At 61.9% G+C, this 16,985-nt stretch carries 14 protein-coding genes; 6 read left to right on the forward strand and 8 right to left on the reverse strand.

Going from position 1 to position 16,985, the window contains the following annotated elements; translation table 11 throughout:
* Positions 1–6 precede the first annotated feature (6 nt).
* The 4 genes from VGL01_RS20065 to VGL01_RS20080 all read left to right on the forward strand — a co-directional run bounded on the left by VGL01_RS20065 (position 7) and on the right by VGL01_RS20080 (position 5,252).
* The gene (locus tag VGL01_RS20065) at positions 7–1,998 is read left to right on the forward strand and encodes a beta-galactosidase (RefSeq protein ID WP_331572416.1); all 1,992 of its coding nucleotides are present in this window, start codon (positions 7–9) and stop codon (positions 1,996–1,998) included.
* Positions 1,999–2,081: 83 nt separating this feature from the next.
* Positions 2,082–3,344, forward strand: coding sequence for an ABC transporter substrate-binding protein (locus tag VGL01_RS20070; protein ID WP_331572418.1), 1,263 nt, complete (start codon positions 2,082–2,084; stop codon positions 3,342–3,344).
* A 126-nt stretch (positions 3,345–3,470) separates the two neighbouring features.
* Positions 3,471–4,388 carry a sugar ABC transporter permease gene (locus tag VGL01_RS20075; RefSeq protein WP_331572488.1) on the forward strand — a complete coding sequence of 306 codons (918 nt, stop codon included), beginning with the start codon at positions 3,471–3,473 and terminating at the stop codon, positions 4,386–4,388.
* A gap of 12 nt (positions 4,389–4,400) precedes the next feature.
* Positions 4,401–5,252, forward strand: coding sequence for a carbohydrate ABC transporter permease (locus VGL01_RS20080; RefSeq protein WP_331572420.1), 852 nt, complete (start codon positions 4,401–4,403; stop codon positions 5,250–5,252).
* A 7-nt stretch (positions 5,253–5,259) separates the two neighbouring features.
* On the opposite strand, the gene tssF is transcribed toward VGL01_RS20080, so the two are convergent.
* The 5 genes from tssF to VGL01_RS20105 all read right to left on the reverse strand — a co-directional run bounded on the left by tssF (position 5,260) and on the right by VGL01_RS20105 (position 13,050).
* Entirely contained in the window at positions 5,260–7,083 is a 1,824-nt protein-coding gene (gene tssF / locus VGL01_RS20085; protein WP_331572422.1) for a type VI secretion system baseplate subunit TssF, read from the reverse strand.
* Between the two features lie 228 nt (positions 7,084–7,311).
* Positions 7,312–9,243 (reverse strand): putative bifunctional diguanylate cyclase/phosphodiesterase, encoded by a 1,932-nt coding sequence (locus tag VGL01_RS20090; RefSeq protein ID WP_331572424.1) that lies wholly within the window; start codon positions 9,241–9,243, stop codon positions 7,312–7,314.
* Complete coding sequence (locus tag VGL01_RS20095; RefSeq protein WP_331572426.1) at positions 9,240–9,761, reverse strand: YfiR family protein; 522 nt, start codon at positions 9,759–9,761, stop codon at positions 9,240–9,242. The genes VGL01_RS20090 and VGL01_RS20095 overlap by 4 nt, the downstream gene beginning before the upstream one ends.
* Before the next feature lie 10 nt (positions 9,762–9,771).
* Positions 9,772–11,814 carry a TonB-dependent receptor plug domain-containing protein gene (locus VGL01_RS20100; RefSeq protein ID WP_414720309.1) on the reverse strand — a complete coding sequence of 681 codons (2,043 nt, stop codon included), beginning with the start codon at positions 11,812–11,814 and terminating at the stop codon, positions 9,772–9,774.
* A gap of 330 nt (positions 11,815–12,144) precedes the next feature.
* On the reverse strand, positions 12,145–13,050 hold the full coding sequence (locus VGL01_RS20105; protein WP_331572428.1) for a LuxR family transcriptional regulator: 906 nt from the start codon (positions 13,048–13,050) through the stop codon (positions 12,145–12,147).
* Positions 13,051–13,176: 126 nt separating this feature from the next.
* On the opposite strand from VGL01_RS20105, the gene VGL01_RS20110 reads away from it, so the two are divergent.
* Positions 13,177–13,968 (forward strand): helix-turn-helix transcriptional regulator, encoded by a 792-nt coding sequence (locus tag VGL01_RS20110; protein ID WP_331572430.1) that lies wholly within the window; start codon positions 13,177–13,179, stop codon positions 13,966–13,968.
* 25 nt (positions 13,969–13,993) lie between these two features.
* Here VGL01_RS20110 and VGL01_RS20115 read toward each other — a convergent pair whose 3' ends face one another.
* The 3 genes from VGL01_RS20115 to VGL01_RS20125 form a co-directional block, all read right to left on the reverse strand.
* The gene (locus tag VGL01_RS20115; RefSeq protein ID WP_331572432.1) at positions 13,994–14,899 is read right to left on the reverse strand and encodes a helix-turn-helix transcriptional regulator; all 906 of its coding nucleotides are present in this window, start codon (positions 14,897–14,899) and stop codon (positions 13,994–13,996) included.
* A gap of 269 nt (positions 14,900–15,168) precedes the next feature.
* Positions 15,169–16,092 (reverse strand): SDR family oxidoreductase, encoded by a 924-nt coding sequence (locus tag VGL01_RS20120; protein ID WP_331572434.1) that lies wholly within the window; start codon positions 16,090–16,092, stop codon positions 15,169–15,171.
* 8 nt (positions 16,093–16,100) lie between these two features.
* Positions 16,101–16,319 (reverse strand): heavy-metal-associated domain-containing protein, encoded by a 219-nt coding sequence (locus tag VGL01_RS20125; protein ID WP_331572436.1) that lies wholly within the window; start codon positions 16,317–16,319, stop codon positions 16,101–16,103.
* 134 nt (positions 16,320–16,453) lie between these two features.
* Between VGL01_RS20125 and cueR the strand changes: the two genes are divergently transcribed.
* A complete protein-coding gene (gene cueR, locus VGL01_RS20130) occupies positions 16,454–16,894 on the forward strand; it encodes a Cu(I)-responsive transcriptional regulator (protein WP_331572438.1) in 441 nt (146 codons plus the stop codon).
* Positions 16,895–16,985: the final 91 nt, after the last annotated feature.

The raw sequence follows: 16,985 nt of genomic DNA on the forward strand, positions 1-16,985 counted from the left end.
GAAGGGATGCACCTTGGAGTCTGCTATTACCCGGAGCATTGGCCGGAATCGATGTGGGAAGGCGACGCGCAACGGATGAAGGCGCTCGGCATCGAGCGCGTGCGCATCGCCGAATTCGCGTGGAGCCGTATCGAGCCCACGCCTGGCGAATACGACTGGGACTGGCTCGACCGTGCGGTCGACGTATTGCATCGTTCAGGACTCCAAATCGTCATGTGCACGCCGACGGCGACGCCGCCGAAGTGGCTGATCGACCGGCATCCCGATATTCTGCCCGTCGGTGCCGATGGGCAGGCACGCCGGTTCGGCTCGCGCCGTCATTACGACTTTTCGTCGCCGTCGTATTTCGAGGCGGCGCGCCGCATCAGTACCGCAGTGGCGCAACGGTACGGCGCGCATCCTGGCGTTGCTTTCTGGCAGATCGATAACGAGTTCGGTTGTCATCAAACCGTGGTCAGCTATTCCGAGGCCGCGCTGCTGCGCTTTCGAGAATGGCTGCGCGCGCGCTACCGCACGATAGACGCGCTCAACCGTGCGTGGGGCAACGTGTTCTGGAGCATGGAGTACCGCAGCTTCGACGAGGTCGATACACCGGCTGCGACGGTGACCGAGGCGAATCCTTCGCACCGATTCGATTATCGGCGCTTCGCATCCGACGAGCTTGCGCGCTTTAACCGCATGCAGGCCGAGATCATCCGCGCGCATTCGCCTGGGCGGCCCGTCGCGCACAATTTCATGCAGCTCTTTACCGAGTTCGATCATTACAAGGTCGCGGCCGATCTCGATATCGCGGCATGGGACAGCTACCCGCTGGGCGCCCTTGAAGAGCTGTGGTTCGATCCGGAAACGAAAGCGCGCTGGCTGCGCACGGGGCATCCCGATTTCGCCTCCTTCAATCACGATATCTACCGCGGCATGTCGAGCCAGCCGTTCTGGGTCATGGAGCAGCAGCCGGGGCCCGTCAATTGGGCACACTGGAATCCGGCGCCGCTGCCGGGCATGGTGCGCCTTTGGAGCTGGGAGGCATTTGCGCATGGCGCCGGTTGCGTGTCGTATTTCCGCTGGAGACAGGCACCGTTTGCACAGGAGCAGATGCACGCCGGGCTCAATACGCCCGACAACCGGCTCGATATCGGCGGCAGCGAAGCGTCGCGCGTTGCAGCGGAAATCCGCTCGATGCTCGAAGCTCACCCCGATGCGGTTGAGGATGCGAAGCGTTCTGTCGCGCTCATCTATGACTACCCGGCGAAGTGGCTCTTCGAGGTTCATCCGCAAGGCGCGGATTTCCACTATCCGCGTTTCGCGTTCGAGTACTACAGCGCGTTGCGTTCGCTCGGGCTCGATGTCGATGTCGTGCCTGTCGATGCGCCGCTCGATGGTTATCGAATGATCGTCGTGCCGCCGTTGCCGATCGTTCCCGACGATTTTGTCGAGCGATTGACCCGGAGCGGGGCGCAAGTCGTCATTGGCCCGCGCACGGGTTCCAAGACCGTCGATTTGCAAATTCCCGGCAATTTGCCGCCGGGACCGCTTGCCGAGGCATTGCAGCTGCGCGTATGGCGAGTGGAGTCGCTGCGGCCGAATATCTGCCCGGCCGTACGCATGGCAAGCTCATCGGCGGGCCGCCCCGTTAGCGATGCGGGGCAGGGCCGCCATTGGCGCGATCTGATCGAGCTCGATACCCATGCGCCGCACGAGGTCGTTGCCGAGTTTGGCGATGGCCATCCTGCTTTCGTACGCCACGGTGCCTTCCATTATTGCGCGGGCCTCTTCGATGAAGCGTTGACGCGGGAACTCTTTGCCGACGTTGCCGAGCGCGCCGGATTGCGTGCCGTGCCGCTACCGGAAGGGGTGCGAGTGAGCCGCCGCGCGGGCGTGACCTACGTCTTCAATTATGGCGAGCGCGTGTACGAGGTCGAAGGCGTCGAAGCCGACGCCTTCGTCATAGGCGCCGCGCGAGTCGAACCGCAGGGCGTTTGCGCGTATCGTTCCAGCTGAAATGGGCCGGAGCGCGTTATTTGCCGCTCAGGCGGCTACCGTTGATGACGATATAAACCTTAGATAACACGAAGGAGACACGCATGAAGCAACCCGCGAACCGTTTTCGCATCGGCGTCGCCACCGCGTTTTTCGCGGTGGCGACAGCCGCGTCCTGGTGGGCCAATGCGGCACAGGCAGGCACGCTCGATATCAACATTGCCTTCAAGGGCGCCAGCCAGCGCGCGGTGTGGCAATCGACGCTCGACGACTTCAAGAAGGCGCATCCGGATATCGACGTGAAAGCGGCGTTCATCGACGAGGAGGCCTACAAGGTGCAGCTGCCGGGGTGGCTCACGACCGTTGCGCCCGACATCGTGAACTGGCATGACGGCGAGCGGATGGCCTACTACGCGAAGCGCGGGTTGCTCGAAGATCTGAGCGGGGATTGGGCGAAAAACGGCTGGGATCAGATGTACGCTTCGACGAAAGAAGCATCGTCGTACCAGAGCAAGCAATATGCGGCGCCGACCGTGTATTACTCATGGGGGATGTTTTATCGCAAGGATCTCTTTCAAAAGGCCGGTATTGCGGGCGAGCCGAAGACCTGGCCTGAATTCCTCGATGCCTGCAAGAAGCTGAAGGCTGCCGGCATTACGCCGATCGCCGTGGCTGGCCGCGACGCCTGGACGCTGGCCGGCTGGTTCGACTACCTCGACTTGCGTTTGAACGGGAATGCGTTCCATCAAAAGCTGATGGCGGGGGAAGTGCCTTATACCGACGCGCGCGTGAAGAAGGTCTATACGACGTGGAAGCAGCTCATCGACGATCATGACTTCATCGACAACTCGCTCTCGTACGATCTCGACGCGGCACAACCGTTCCTGTTCCAGGGCAAGGCCGCAATGATGCTGATGGGCACGTTCATCAGCGCGGGTTTCCCGCCGTCGATCAAGCCGCAAATGAGCTACTTCCAGTTCCCGATCATCGATTCGAACGTGCCGACCGCCGAAGACGGTCCCGTCGAATCGCTGCACATTCCCGCGCATGCGAAGCACAAGGCCGAAGCGCGGGCGTTCCTCGCGTTCATCGAGACACCCGAGAACGGCGCGCGGCTCGCGAAGGGACTTGGTTCGCTGTCGGCCAACAGCAAATCGCCCGAGCCGGAGGATCCGATTTCGAAGATCGGTTTTCAGATTCTGTCCAATACGAAGGGCGGTATTGCACAGTTCTACGATCGTGATATGACGAAGGAGATGGCCGACGAAGGCATGAAGGGCATGCAGCGATTCGTGTCCGATCCGACGCAGATCGATGCTGTGCTCACGCAGCTGGAGCAGACGCGCAAGCGTATCTACAAGCAGTAAGGGCAGGCGGCGGCCGTAGTTGGCCGCCGAAATGCCGAAACGCCGAAACGCATTGGAGGCCTTGTCGTGTCGCAGTCAGCCACCCACGAGCATTTGCGCGCCGCGCCAGACGGCGCGGACTTTTCCATGCCGGCCGGCAAACCGCCGGCAAGCCGGCCCGGCGCGGGCCGGCAGGCGGGAAGCAAGCTGTCGCCCACGGCGCGCCGCCAGCGACGTGCCGCGCTGTTGTTCCTCGCGCCGGCTTGCGTCATGTTCGGCGTCTACGTGATATGGCCGATCGCGTCGACGATCTGGTTGAGCTTCTTCAACTGGGATGGCATGTCGGACAAGGTATTCGTCGGGCTTGCCAATTACATCGAGCTGTTCCATGCGCCGACTTTCTATACCGCGCTGAAGAACAACGTGATCTGGCTTGCGATGTTTCTGCTCGCGCCGCCAGCGGGCCTTGCCGTAGCGTTGTATCTGAATCAGAGCGTGGCGGGAATGCGCGTTGTCAAGTCGCTCTTCTTCGCGCCGTTCGTATTGTCCGGTGTGGTCGTCGGCCTCATGTTCTCGTGGTTCTACGATCCGACGTTCGGCTTGCTCGCGCTGATCGTCGGGCACGGCGTGCCCGTGCTTGGCGATGCACGGTATGCCACGTTCGGTATCGTGATCGCCGCGTTGTGGGCGCAGACTTCGTACTGCATGATTCTCTATCTCACCGGGCTGACGACGCTGAACGGCGAGCAACTCGAGGCGGCGCGAATGGAGGGCGCGCGCCGCTGGGCATTGCTCTGGCATGTCGTGCTCCCGCAACTGCGGCCGACGACGTTCATGGCGGTGGTGGTTACCGTGATCGGTGCACTGCGCAGTTTCGATCTCATCGCCGTCATGACGGGCGGCGGGCCGTTCGAGAGTTCGACCGTACTTGCTTATTACATGTACGACCAGGCGATCAAGTATTACCGCCTGGGTTATTCGGCATCGATCGCCGTGGTGCTTTTCGCCATCATGCTGGTCTACATCGTCTACCAGTTGCGGCGCACGCTGCGTAACGAGCAGTAGAAGGAGAAGTTCATGTATCCGCTGCCTGTCGATAAATGGAAGCCGCTGCCGCGACGGTTCTACAAGATTTCGGTGCCGATTGCGCTCGTGGTCTGGATGCTGCCGATGCTTGCAGTGCTGATGACGTCGGTGCGCTCGTCCGAAGAGCTCAGCGAGGGCAATTACTGGGGATGGCCGAAGCATATTTCGCTGATCGGCAACTACACCGAGGCGCTGACGACCTCGCCCATGCTGCATTACTTCTGGAACAGCGTGCTGATCACGGTGCCGGCCGTGGTGGGCTCGATCGCGCTGGCCTCGATGGCCGGTTTCGCGCTTGCGACCTATCGCTTTCGCGGCAATACGCTATTGTTCGCGGCATTCGTGGCGGGGAATTTCGTTCCCGTGCAGGTGTTGATGATCCCGGTGCGCGACCTGACGCTGAAGTTCGGGCTTTTCAATACCGTCGAAGGATTGATGCTCTTTCATATCGCATTTCAGACCGGGTTTTGCACGCTGTTTCTGCGCAATTTCATCAAGCAGTTGCCGTATGAACTGATCGAGGCTGCGCGAGTTGAAGGCGCCGGGGAATGGACGGTGTTTTTCCGCATCGTATTGCCGCTGATCCGGCCGGCGCTGGCTGCGTTGGCCATTCTCGTCTTCACGTTCGTCTGGAACGACTACTTCTGGGCGTTGTGCCTGACGCAAGGCGACGAGGCTGCGCCCATTACCGTGGGCGTCGCGGCGCTCAAGGGGCAGTGGACAACGGCGTGGAACCTCGTCTCGGCCGGTTCGATCATGGCGGCGCTGCCTTCGGTGTTGATGTTCTTTGCCATGCAGCGGCACTTTGTCGTCGGATTGACGTTTGGCGCCAGCAAGGGATAGACGAGCGTCAAATCAACGGCGCCGCGCCTTCCCGTGGCGGACAACGCCAAATTTCGGCGCCGATATTTTTCGATACCAGTACCACCTGTACGAAGCTGTTCGCGGGCGCATACGGCGCAAAAAACCGGTCCATCACGCCCGCAAAAACACGCAGGCTGCTCGATGCGAACGCATGCTCGTCGACGGTCGCGGTGATCTCGATGCCCCGAACGAATGCGGGCGACGGTTCCATCGCGATCCACTGCATCGTCGGGCGGTAGTCCAGCGACACGATGCCGTCGATGTGTGGCGCCTGTGACTGCGATAGCGTCGCGAATTGCCGAAAGAACTGCTTGAACGCATCGAGCCCCGCTTGACTCAACTGCAGCGTATGAGGTGCCATCTGACCGATGAGCCGCCACAATGCGCCATCGCCGCGGGGCAAGCGCACCGGCTGCGTCGGCCGCGACAACATCGCCACGTTGCGTCCCAATTCGCTGCCTCCGCTTTGCAGATCGCCCCCGGGCATGCCGATCGGCAGTGAGGCGGGCAGATCCCCGTTCGTGCAGGTCATATCGACACCGAACTCGCGGAACTCGGGCGTTACCGGTTCGCCATCGAGTCCCACGAACACGAGTTCGGTTCGGCCGCGGTTCTCGGCATCGGCTCGCCATCGGTCGCGGCGCACCGTCCAATAGGGCCCGGCGAGCTTCTCCGCGCTGCCGTGCATCAGGGAGTTGACCGGATGGAGCACTGTCTTGCGAGCGGGGGAGGGCCCCGCGGTGCTGACGCCATCGATCGAAAAAATCTCGGCCTCCGGTTTGCCCGGTAACGACGGGAGCAGCGAATAAGCGGTCACGTCCGGATTGATCTTGATCGACGCGGCATCGCGTTTGAAGACATTGACCACGGGTGTACAAAACGGCTGGAAGGTATTCGCCCCGATCCTCGCGAGACGCTGCGATGCCCAGGAGTCCTTATGAATTTCGGCCAGCGCGAAGTGGACCGTCACACTACCGCAGGGACCGGTGGTACTCAGCAATGCGGCCAGATCGAGATCGATGAAGTCGAACTTCTCCGGAAACGCAAAATACTCCATGAGCAAACGCAGCGCAGCGGGAGTATCGTCGGACCCCGCGACGAGCGTCTCGCAGTCGTCGAACCCCACCGCGGAAACAGGCGAGGGCTCGAGGCGCTTCCAACGGCCCAAACCGTCTGCTTCGACATACGCGGCGACCGTCTTCAGATGCAGGGCATCGTTCAACGCCGCGATCACTTCGCGCGCGCCGGCCAAGTGCAAACGCAAGCGAGGCGGTGCAGTGGCGTTGAGCAGGGCGCCTGCGCGCGTGGCCGAAATTCCGAGCGAAACGAGTCCCGTCGTTTCGGCAGGCAAGATCGTGCCGGTAGGCGCATGCGGGGACGCGGTGTAGGACCCCTGCGTGACGCGCAGCGGCGCGAGCGTTACGTCGTACGTGCTGCGAAAGCCGCATTCGGTGGCTTTGGCGACGAATTGCGTACCGCGCGCGATCGTCAGCGGGGCGGTCAATTTCTCAAAGACTGCATCGGTGCGGACCTGCGCGATGCAGCATGAAGGAATCGAACGCAGGTACTGCGGAAACAGTATCTCGATCAACGCTTCCGTGAAATCGGGGTAGTCGTCGTCGAGCTTGACGTCGATGCGCGCGGCCAGCAAGGCGAACGACTGAAGCATGCGTTCCACATGTGGATCTTCCGAGTGCTCGCCCGCAATCGCGAGGCGCGCGGCGATTTTCGGATAGCGCGCGGCGAATTGCTGCAGCGATTGCCGGAGCAACGCAAGCTCGCGCTCGTAATGCGGAAGCAATTCTTCCATCTGTTCGAACCGTCGATATTGAAAAGGACCATGCCAGCGAGCGCTTTTCGCATCCCGCTTTGAAAAAGAGACGCTCATGCGTTCGCGCGGGCCTATTATCGGCGATTTGAACCGTAAACTCCAAGACGACGCCGTTTTCGGAAAATCGCGCCGATTCCGATTTTCAGGTTCGATCGCCGGTTATCGCGGCGATATACACGGTTTTCGAACAGTCGCCGTGCCGACCGTTCATTCCGCCAACGTCTTCGGTGACATTCCGGCGTCGCTAAGCACGCGTGGTTTGGCTGCGTCATCGCCCAGCAATTTCATCAGTTGCTCGAACGGCATGGGCCGCCCGGTAAGGAAACCCTGCACGATATCGCAGCCCGATTCGGCGAGCCAGGCAAGTTGCGCGGCGTGCTCGACACCTTCCGCCACTACGGCGATACCGAAACTGTGCGCCATCGAAATAATCGCGGTCACGATGGGTTGCCCCGCATCGGGAAGCGGATGAACGAAGCTGCGGTCGATTTTGAGGCTGTTGACGGGAAACGATTGAAGATACGAAAGCGACGAGTAGCCGGTTCCAAAGTCGTCGAGAGATAGTCTTACGCCCGATGCTCGAAGGCGGTTCATCGAATCGATGCCCGCATCCATATTCGCCATCAATTGACTTTCCGTCAGCTCCAGCTCGAGCAGTTGAGAATCCAGCCCGCTTTCGGACAGCACCGCCTTCACCTGATGATCGAATTCCGATTGCCGCAACTGACGGGCCGAGACGTTGACCGCCACGTGAATTCGCGTGGCGGACACTTCATTCCAATGCGCGGCGTCGCGGCAAGCCCTCCGCAGCACCCACTGTCCAAGCGCGACGATGAGATCGCTGTCTTCGGCAATAGGAATGAATTCGGCCGGCGAGACGGTACCGTCGGCGGGGTGCTCCCACCGCACGAGGGCCTCCGCGCCGACGAGCGCGCCGGTTTTGCAATCGAATTGAGGCTGATAGACGAGATCGAGCGCATCCATCTCGATTGCTTTGCGCAATTCGCTTTCGAGTCTGGCGCGCCGCCGCGCCTCCACCGTCATGTTGGGGTGAAATTCGACCGCCGTGTTCTTGCCGCGGCCCTTTGCGGCGTAAAGCGCCATGTCCGCGCTGCTGACGAGCGCGGCGACTTCCCGGGCGTCGTCGGGAAACACGCTCACGCCAACGCTCGCGGATGCCACGATACTCGATCGTTGCAGGTTGAACGGGCGAGCGAGCGCACGGGCGATGCGCATCGCCGCCAGATGCCCCTCGCTCTTGTCTTCATTGATCTCGACGAGTACCGCGAATTCGTCGCCGCCGATCCGGCTCACCACATCGGTACTGCGTACGGCTTGACGCAAGGCAGTCGCGACCCGCGTGAGCAACTCGTCGCCCGCACCGTGCCCCAGCGTGTCGTTCACAGTCTTGAAATCGTCGAGATCGACAAGCACCAGTGCGAGACGCGTGCCGACGTAGCTCGGCCGATGCAGCCGCCGGTCGAGCTCGTCGTAGAACGCGCGACGATTCGGCAGCCCCGTCAACGGGTCGGTGGACGCCAGGTATTCGAGCTCTTTCTCCGCTTGTGCGACGCGCGCGCCCATTCGCGACGTGACCGCGAACGCGACCCAGATCGCCACCAACGAAGCCGCCGAGAGAAACGCGCCGTAGTGGAGCAGTTGAGCGACGACCGCATCTGTCGTGGCGACGAGCACGACTTCGCCGATTGCCTTGCCCTTGACCTGGACCTCGGATTCGACGATGACATCGGTGAGCGACCAGGGTCCCGCGTGCATGCGTGCATGCTCGAGCGTGGCTTCGCCGCGCTCGCGTTCTGTGAGTCCGGGCTTCGCGTAGCGGGCGAACAATGCTCCATTGCTCTTGAAGACCGCCACCGTTTCGACGTAAGGCACCTTGCTCAGCGAATGCAGGACTTCGCCCGCAGCCGGCTTGTCGTCGAACATCAGCGGCGCCGCGGTGTTGTCCGCCACCATCTCGGCAATCATGTTGGCGTCTTCGGTCAGGGATGTCCGCAGCGTCACGGCTTGATAGACAAGGAGTACCAGGCTCGATATGAGCAAGGCTACTCCCACGCGCAACGTCTTGATCCGTGCCATTTCGCGCGCCGGACTTGGCGTTTCGAGCTTGACGTGCTTCATGTGACATTCCTCGCAAGCCGAAGCAATTTGGAGCTCAGGCCCAGATGGCGTCGGGCTGCCTCGCTATTGTCGATATCGAAGCGCAGTTGATCGCCTTGGCGAACCAGCAGGACCACGCACGGACCCTCGGGGGCATCGGGCGTGCGCACGATGAGCAATGGCGAGTCCGTACCCAGTGCGGATTTGATTGCGGTCGATGTCGCCGGGCTGCCATCTACGATCAGTACATCGCATCCCGCGGCAGTTGAACCTTCGGAAAGCATGCGCAGGTGCCACGTACGCGCCGCCACCTGGCGCCCTTCGAGTTTGGCGAGCGCGGCACCGAGCTCCCCCTTGTTGCTCGAGCAGACCGTGAGACTCGTCGAAGCGGCACGCGTCGAAGGCCATTCAGTGAACGCGGTGAAGTTGAAGATATAGGCTGCTTCGAGTGAAAAGAGATCGACCTGAGCATGTGCCGTCACACGCAGACAGGCTGCGATAGCAAGGATGAACACGGCGGCGGCAAGCTTTCTTCTCATGTGCGGTCCATCAGAACCCATACACGAGTTTGGCGAGGAACGTGCGGCTTTGCTGCACGATGACGCTTTGCGTGAACCCGGGACCGGCGGGATCGGTAAAGCGCCGGTCGGTGATGTTGTAAATCGAAAACGACAGGTCGGCATGCGGAATAAGCCGCGCTGTGCCGATGCTCAGATTGCCGAGACAGTAGCCGCTTGCATCGCCGGCTTGCGCCAGCCGCGACGATACACACCGTAGCTCGGCGCCGACTCGCGCCGAATGATGGAAGACCGGTACGAACACATTCAGCTTGGCGAGCCGTCGCGGCGAATCCTGCAAGGCCGCGCCCGTATCGCTGTTGCGGGCTCTTTGCCATGAATAGCTCGCCCGGATCGTTGCACCGCCGGCCAGCTGCTGCTCGTAGGCAAGCTCGGCGCCGTTGGCCTGGACGCGATCGACGTTCTGAAACTGGAACAGCCCGGAATCGGTGAGTACTTCGGTGATCAGGTTGCGCACGTCGTAATGGAAGACCGACAGCGTGGCATGTCCGGAGTCGCTGATCTTTCGATCGTAGATGAACTCATACGTCGTGATGTGCTCGGGTTTGAGCGCAAGATTGCCAGTTTGGCCGTCCGTTCCCGGAATGGTGTAATAGAGCTCGTACGCGTTGGGTGCACGATAAGCACGCCCGTACACGAGCTTGAGCGTGTCGGCGGCTGTCGCTTTGAAAATCAGTGCAAGACGAGGACTCGCATTCGCACCGGATACGCTCTCCTCGTCGAATCGCGCACCGGCGTTCAATGTCAATCGATCCGTAAGCTGGATCTCATCCTCCGCATAGACACCGAAAATGTTCGAACTGCGATGATCGTCGAGTATCGATTGATACGGGTCGACGTTGTAGTTGTATTGATCGCGTCTCGCATTGCGCGTCACGCTCATGCCGACGACGATCTTATTGCGCGGCACGCCCGTGAAAGTCGCATGGACGTCGGCGCCGTACCAGATCGCCTTGTCTCCATCGACGTTGACTACAGCGGGGGCCGTGCCGTATAGCGACGGCATGCGATAGTCATAGCGTTCCCAATAAATCTCGGACGCGACCTCGAGACTGCCCGAGAACGCATGGCGGTAGGTTGCGTTGGCGAAGGTGTGCGTATCGCTCGTACTGTCCGGCGCGTTGAAGTTGGCGCCATAGGCCGCGGTCGGCACACCTTTCGTTCGGTTGCCGTAGCCGGCACTGAATACGAAATCACGGTAGGCGAATTTGGCAAACAGATACTGCGCGCGATCGTAATCGAGTCCGTTGGCCACGCCATTTTTCTGGTCGGGCGTGTCGAACTCGCCGTAATAGAGGTCTTGCCCGCTGCGGACGTACGAAGTGGCCGACAGCAGCAGATCGGCCCCGTTGCTTCCATGCCAGCCATAGCTCGCGCGTGCGCGCTTTTCGCCGAAGCTGCCGACCGAGACAGCGGTTTGGGCGCCGCCCAATGCCGCGCCCTTTTTCGTCACTACGTTGATGACACCGAAGAGCGCGTTCGAGCCGTACACCGCCGATCCGGGGCCCGGCACATATTCGATTCGCTCGACCAGATCCATATCGAGCGGAAAGTCGGTTCCGATCGAAGCTTGATCGTAGACGGAATCGTTGAGGCGCATTCCGTCGATCAACAGCAGAAAGCGGCTGTTGTAATCGCCCGGGCGGCGAAAACCGCGCGCGCCGAGATAGTCATAAGTCCGGTCGTACGAGACATAGAGCCCGGGCAGGGAGGCGAGTGCATCGGAGAGCTTGCGCCAACCGAAGTTGCGGATATCGTCGGCGGTCAGTATGACGGCGGCCGCGGGTGCTTCCGAAACAGGTTGCTCGAAGAGGGACGCCGTACTGACCACCTTGACGTTCATGAGCGCTTCGAGCGGCATCGATGCAAGCGCGTCGGCGGTCAGTGGCGCGTCGTCGGGACCAGATTGCGGCGGCGCAGCAACGCTCTCGTTCGACCCGACGAAAATCGGTACAACGGCCAGGGCGATGCGAACGATGAACGTGATACCGCGTTTGTGTTGTCTGGGGACCATTAGAGCGAAGTCGTAAAGCCGGTGGCGCGAGTACGTGCCTCCTTCACTTAACGGCAGAGTGGAAGCGGTTCTTGAGCTTGGCAGGCGCGTTCGACGGCGCGGCCTGGCGCCAGGAAGAGCTCGCGCGTGTCAATAGGCGGAGTCCTCAATCGACCTGGGCACGGGAAGCCGCCATCCTGGACCCGAGCCCGACGCGGGGTGGCCCGACGCACGGCCAGGCGGCGTGCGAGACTCGACGTAATGGTTGGGAGTCCTAACGAGGTCGGCCGCGGCCGGTATGGACCGGCGTGGGGAAGCGCGCGTACGAACGCCGCTTCTTGCCGTGACGGCTTAAATCAACTCGAGCTTGGAGGTGAGGTAGGTGAGTTCGATGCGATTCGCTACGCCGAAACGCTTGCGTAGCTTGCGCAGGTGGTAATCGACATTGTGTGCGCTCGTGTCCAGGCGGCGGCCGATTTCCTTGTCGGACGCACCTTCGGCAATACCCATCAGCAATTCGCGCTCGAATGGCGTCAAACTATTCGTCGCACAGCTGCGCGAGGCCGCGGTCAATTGCGGCAAGGCAAACGCGTGGACCGACAGCGCGATCGACAACGATTGCTCGACCGTTGCCGACGTGATCCAGTCCCGCGAGCGGCGCGGTGCGGTGAAGCTCATGAAGGCGCTCAAGCGCGTGCCGGGGATGGGCATGGCGAACATCAGGCCGCTGCACATACCGTCATCGCGCATGGTGCTCAGAAAGCCGTCGACTGCTCGATCTTCCGGGGTGCCGATGCTCGATCCGATGCTTTGCTCGCGCAGATGGTACAAGTCCCACACCATCGGCGCATTGGCGCGCCGCGCAGCGAGCGTGCGCGGATCGATCTCGTGATAGCCTTGCTTCACGTAGTCGCCGCGATAGGTGGGAGGCACGAACGCCTCATGCAGGAAGAGCCGCTCGGCTTGCTTGACGTTGCTCTCCAATGCGAAATAGGCAAACGTCGAAAAACCGACCAGATGCAAGAGGCCGTTGATCATGCGATTGCGCTCTGCAGCGGTGCGCGCGCTGGCCAGCGCGCCGGCGATACCGAGGGACGGGCAAGGTTGATCGTCCGCACTCGTTTGTCGCGGGTCGTTGCACCAGATCACATCGATCGGATGTTGCTGCGAAGTTGGCGTTTCGGACTGCTGAGCGTCCAATGAACGACGTGAGGGCGGGAACGACGACGCGTCCTCGCGCAATGCGGCGTGATGCATCGATGAGCCTCCGGTCGAGAGTCGCGTTGCGCGCCACGTAACGCGGCACGGTGGTGCCGGTCAGTGCGTGTAACTTATGGTAATGATAATCAGAAAATCGCATATCGGCACGCGAGGCGTACCCTGATGACAGATGTCGACGAATTCCCGACGCTCATATGGTTTTCGCAGGCCGACGCGCTCGCTCATCTGCACGAGATCGACGCAAGCGCCGATGTCGACCGTGCCGCATCGGATCTGCTCGGTTGTCACGAACGCCTATTGCACATGGGGTTTCACATGCTCAATTACGGCGCGTTCGAAATGATAGGCCGACGCGTGTTGCGCATCTATTCGATGAGCGATTTAGCCGATATCTCGTTCTCTCGCCTTTATTGGAAACACCGGTTGTACGAAAGCGATCCGCGTTTTGCCGCGCTGTGGCAAAGCGGATTGCCGGCTACATGGCAGGCGGGGCAGGTCACAGCGTACGCAGAGCGGACCGGAGACTCGCGGGCGCGCATGCTTTCAAACAGCCTGCGGTCGCATGAAATGAACGCGGGATTGACGCTCGGCTTGCCGGCACCGCAGCCCGATTTGCGCGTAGCGGTCAATCTGACCTCGCGAGCGCACGAGATCGGGTGGATCAACGATCGCACCGTGGGGGGCGCATTGACGATCGCCCTGACCGTGCACCGCATCGTGCAGCCTTATATCGACGCTTGCGTCCGGCGCGCGCGGGAGCTCATGTTGAGCGCAGATCAGGCCGCGGTTCTCGAGCGGCTCCTCAAAGGGCTGTCGGATCAGGAGATCGCCACCGCAACGGCGAGTTCGCTGCACAAGGTGGCGTCCCACGTGCGGGCGCTGCAAAAGATGTTCGGCGTCGAGAACCGCGCGCAGCTCGTGTACCGCGCTGCGCGCTGGGGTTGGGAAGGTTAAGCGGCGTTTAGCGCGCCCGCGCGAGTCAAGCCGCCTGAAGCCGTCCGGCGAGATAGGCGAGCTGGCTGCGATTACGCGCGCCCAGCTTCTCGCGCAGTTGCCGCAAGTGATAGTCGACGTTGTGCACGGTCGTATCGAAGCGCGCTGCGATGGCCTTATCGGACAGCCCCGCCACGACCGCCGACAAGATCCGTTGCTGCAGCTCGGACAGCCCGTTTGTGGCCTCGCGCCTGCACATGGCCTGGATGTAGGCCGAGCAGCGTTGGTGCAACGACAGACCGAGTCCAATGGCCTGCGCGATGACGCTGTCCGTGATCCATTCGCAGTGCTCCGGCGCCCCTGCAAAAACGATGATTGCACGCATCGGCGTTTGCGAGATCGGTAACCCGAATGCCAGGCCGCTGGCGAGGCCGTGCGCACGAAGCTCGTCGAAGTGGCGACGGACCTGCGGGTCGAGGGCGTCGTTACGCGACGCGTCCAGGATCGAACGGATGTCCCAGACATGAAGCCGGCTCGAGTCGAGTGCACGCCGCATTTGCGGATCCCGGAGGAAGTAGCCGCCCTCGAGCGCCTTCGGCAACAAATCGCTCGCCAGGTAATCGCGTAGCAAATAAGCGCGCTCGGCCTGGGCCTGGGCATTGAGTTTCAAGGCTGCGTAGCCAAGGCCTCTGAAGCCCACGATGTGAAGTACCCCGCGGATCATCCGGATCCGTTCCTCCGCCGTTCGCGCCGCACTGAGTTCGGCCGCGAGAAACGTCGAATCCGCCGCACCGTCGGCGCGGGCTAACGGAGACAGCGCCGCTTCGTCGAAATACCGCGTATCGCAACGCGGCGCGATCTCCCGGAGCATCGCGGAGCCCGTCCGACGCGCCGGCGCGGGTGGGAGCGGTTCGAGATCTTCGCCTTCTTCCACTACCTCGAGGTAAGACATGCGGAATTCCTATATGGGCCGAGGCACGTCGCTTGTGGCGCCGAGCCGCAGCGCGCGAACAGCACGCGGTTGAGGCAGCTCGTCGAAGCGACTCGCCCTCATGAAAAGGATTGTATTGAGCGCGCTGGCGATGTGTAGCCCGGTATTTCGTAGTGTTTGGCACCCGGCCCCTACGAAGTCGCCATGCAATTACGGAAGTACGCGAGCAAAAATGCCGGGCGGTGCGTTCGTCGGCGCGTGTGTCAATGATACTGTGTTTTTATACAGTATCAAGTCGACGCATCGGGGTGCAGGGCGAGATATCGTTCCAGCACCCATTCGAGCGCGTCATCGAATGGCGTGCGGCGCCCGATCCCGAGCGCTTCGAGCCGACTTGCGTCGAGATGGCAGTCGCGTGGCCGCGGCGTGGAATCGACGCTCGATGCCACCGGCTCGAGGCGCGCATCGAGCCTCAGGGTGCGGGCGATTCGCACCGCGATATCGAATTTGGTCATCGGCTCGTCACCGGACCAATGGGCGCGGCCGCATACGGCGGCCCCGCTTGCCGCCCGCTCCAGCAGGCCGCGAATCACGTAAGCCACATCGCCGGTGAACGTGGGGTAGCGTGTCGCCCAGGCATCCATGCGAGCGGCGGGCGCGCCTGCCTTGGCGGATGCGACGACAGCCGGCACGAGGCTCGTCACCGCCGATTCGCTCAAGTCCGTTGTGTGGCCGAAAAGCAACGGTAGACGAAGCACACAGCCGAAATCCGTGGCCTGCGCCAGCGCGCGCTCTCCGTCGAGCTTGCTGCGGCCGTAGGCGTTGAGCGGGCAGGGCGGATCGTCTACGCGGTACGGCGGCCTCGTGCCGTCGAACACGTAATCGGTCGAGATCGACAAGACCCACGCATCGTGGCGCCGTCCGGCCGATGCGATCGCCCGGACCGCGTCGACGTTGAGCGCGCGAGCGAGTGCCGGATCGCTTTCGCAAACATCGGGGCGCCGCTCAGCTGCCGCAATGACGACGGCGTCCGGCGATGTTCGCGCCATGAACGCGTCGATGGCCGCTGCGTCCCGGATGTCGAGGGACATCAGCGCGCCTCCCGCTCGACGATGAGCGGTGCCGATCACGCGCCAGTCCGCCCGCTCGGCCAGCGTTTCCATGACGGCCCGGCCGACCAGCCCCGAGCCGCCGATCACCGCGACTGTAAACATGCGGTGTCTCAGCCCGGATCGGCGACGGTCTTTGCTTCCTGGACCGCATAGCCGGCTTCATCGATCGCGGCAGTCAGCGTCCCGATATCTGCGCTCGACGCGACCCGCACACGTCCCCCCGCAAGGTCGACGTCGACCTGTGCGTCGGCATCGACCGCCTGCACCGCTTGGGTGACAGCTGAAACGCAATGCTGGCAGCTCATGCCTTCGACATGGAATTCGATCATTCGGTGTCCCTTCGATGTAAGTGGGTTCGAAGCGCGAACGCCGGATCGTTGCCGGTCATCGTCACGCTTGCATCGAGCGTATACCTTGCCATAGTGGGAAGGTATACGCTGTCTTCACGAATCGGGAGGTATCGATGAATATCGGCGAAGCTGCGCGCGCGTCGGGCGTGAGCGCAAAAATGATCCGCTATTACGAGCAGGTCGGGTTGCTCGCACCCCGGGGCCGCACCGAATCCGGTTATCGGCTTTACGGTCCGGCCGAGGTGCATACGTTGCGGTTCATTCGTCAGGCGCGGCGTTTGGGTTTTCTCGTCGAAGATATCCGGAAGCTGGTGGCCCTCTGGCACGATCGATCCCGTGCAAGCTCCGAGGTCAAGGCGATCGCACTGGAACACGTCGGCGAACTGGACAGGCGCATTGCCGAACTCAAAGAGATGCGAGACGTTTTGGCGCACCTCGCGCGCCATTGTCACGGCGACGCGCGCCCCGACTGCCCGATCCTCGAGGAACTCGCGAGCGAGGATCCCGTCGCATTTCAAGAAAGCCACTCGACGTTTGCCGCAAAGGTCGTGTGAGGCTGGGAAACGACGCTCGCACGCCGGTTGCACCGTCAAGGTGCATTCTCGACGAAAAAGACGGCTGCCGGCACCATTCCATAGCGGAATG

This window comes from Trinickia sp. (genome assembly GCF_036503415.1).
GTDB lineage: Bacteria > Pseudomonadota > Gammaproteobacteria > Burkholderiales > Burkholderiaceae > Trinickia.

Excerpts from the sequence above, each read along its gene's own strand:
- VGL01_RS20100 (WP_414720309.1), bottom strand. The coding sequence starts at position 11,814 with ATGGTCCCCAGACAACACAAACGCGGTATCACGTTCATCGTTCGCATC.
- VGL01_RS20095 (WP_331572426.1), bottom strand. The coding sequence starts at position 9,761 with ATGAGAAGAAAGCTTGCCGCCGCCGTGTTCATCCTTGCTATCGCAGCC.
- VGL01_RS20120 (WP_331572434.1), bottom strand. The coding sequence starts at position 16,092 with ATGTTTACAGTCGCGGTGATCGGCGGCTCGGGGCTGGTCGGCCGGGCC.
- VGL01_RS20125 (WP_331572436.1), bottom strand. The coding sequence starts at position 16,319 with ATGATCGAATTCCATGTCGAAGGCATGAGCTGCCAGCATTGCGTTTCA.
- cueR (WP_331572438.1), top strand. The coding sequence starts at position 16,454 with ATGAATATCGGCGAAGCTGCGCGCGCGTCGGGCGTGAGCGCAAAAATG.
- VGL01_RS20110 (WP_331572430.1), top strand. The coding sequence starts at position 13,177 with ATGACAGATGTCGACGAATTCCCGACGCTCATATGGTTTTCGCAGGCC.
- VGL01_RS20070 (WP_331572418.1), top strand. The coding sequence starts at position 2,082 with ATGAAGCAACCCGCGAACCGTTTTCGCATCGGCGTCGCCACCGCGTTT.
- VGL01_RS20075 (WP_331572488.1), top strand. The coding sequence starts at position 3,471 with ATGCCGGCCGGCAAACCGCCGGCAAGCCGGCCCGGCGCGGGCCGGCAG.
- VGL01_RS20080 (WP_331572420.1), top strand. The coding sequence starts at position 4,401 with ATGTATCCGCTGCCTGTCGATAAATGGAAGCCGCTGCCGCGACGGTTC.
- tssF (WP_331572422.1), bottom strand. The coding sequence starts at position 7,083 with ATGGAAGAATTGCTTCCGCATTACGAGCGCGAGCTTGCGTTGCTCCGG.
- VGL01_RS20090 (WP_331572424.1), bottom strand. The coding sequence starts at position 9,243 with ATGAAGCACGTCAAGCTCGAAACGCCAAGTCCGGCGCGCGAAATGGCA.
- VGL01_RS20115 (WP_331572432.1), bottom strand. The coding sequence starts at position 14,899 with ATGTCTTACCTCGAGGTAGTGGAAGAAGGCGAAGATCTCGAACCGCTC.
- VGL01_RS20065 (WP_331572416.1), top strand. The coding sequence starts at position 7 with ATGCACCTTGGAGTCTGCTATTACCCGGAGCATTGGCCGGAATCGATG.
- VGL01_RS20105 (WP_331572428.1), bottom strand. The coding sequence starts at position 13,050 with ATGCATCACGCCGCATTGCGCGAGGACGCGTCGTCGTTCCCGCCCTCA.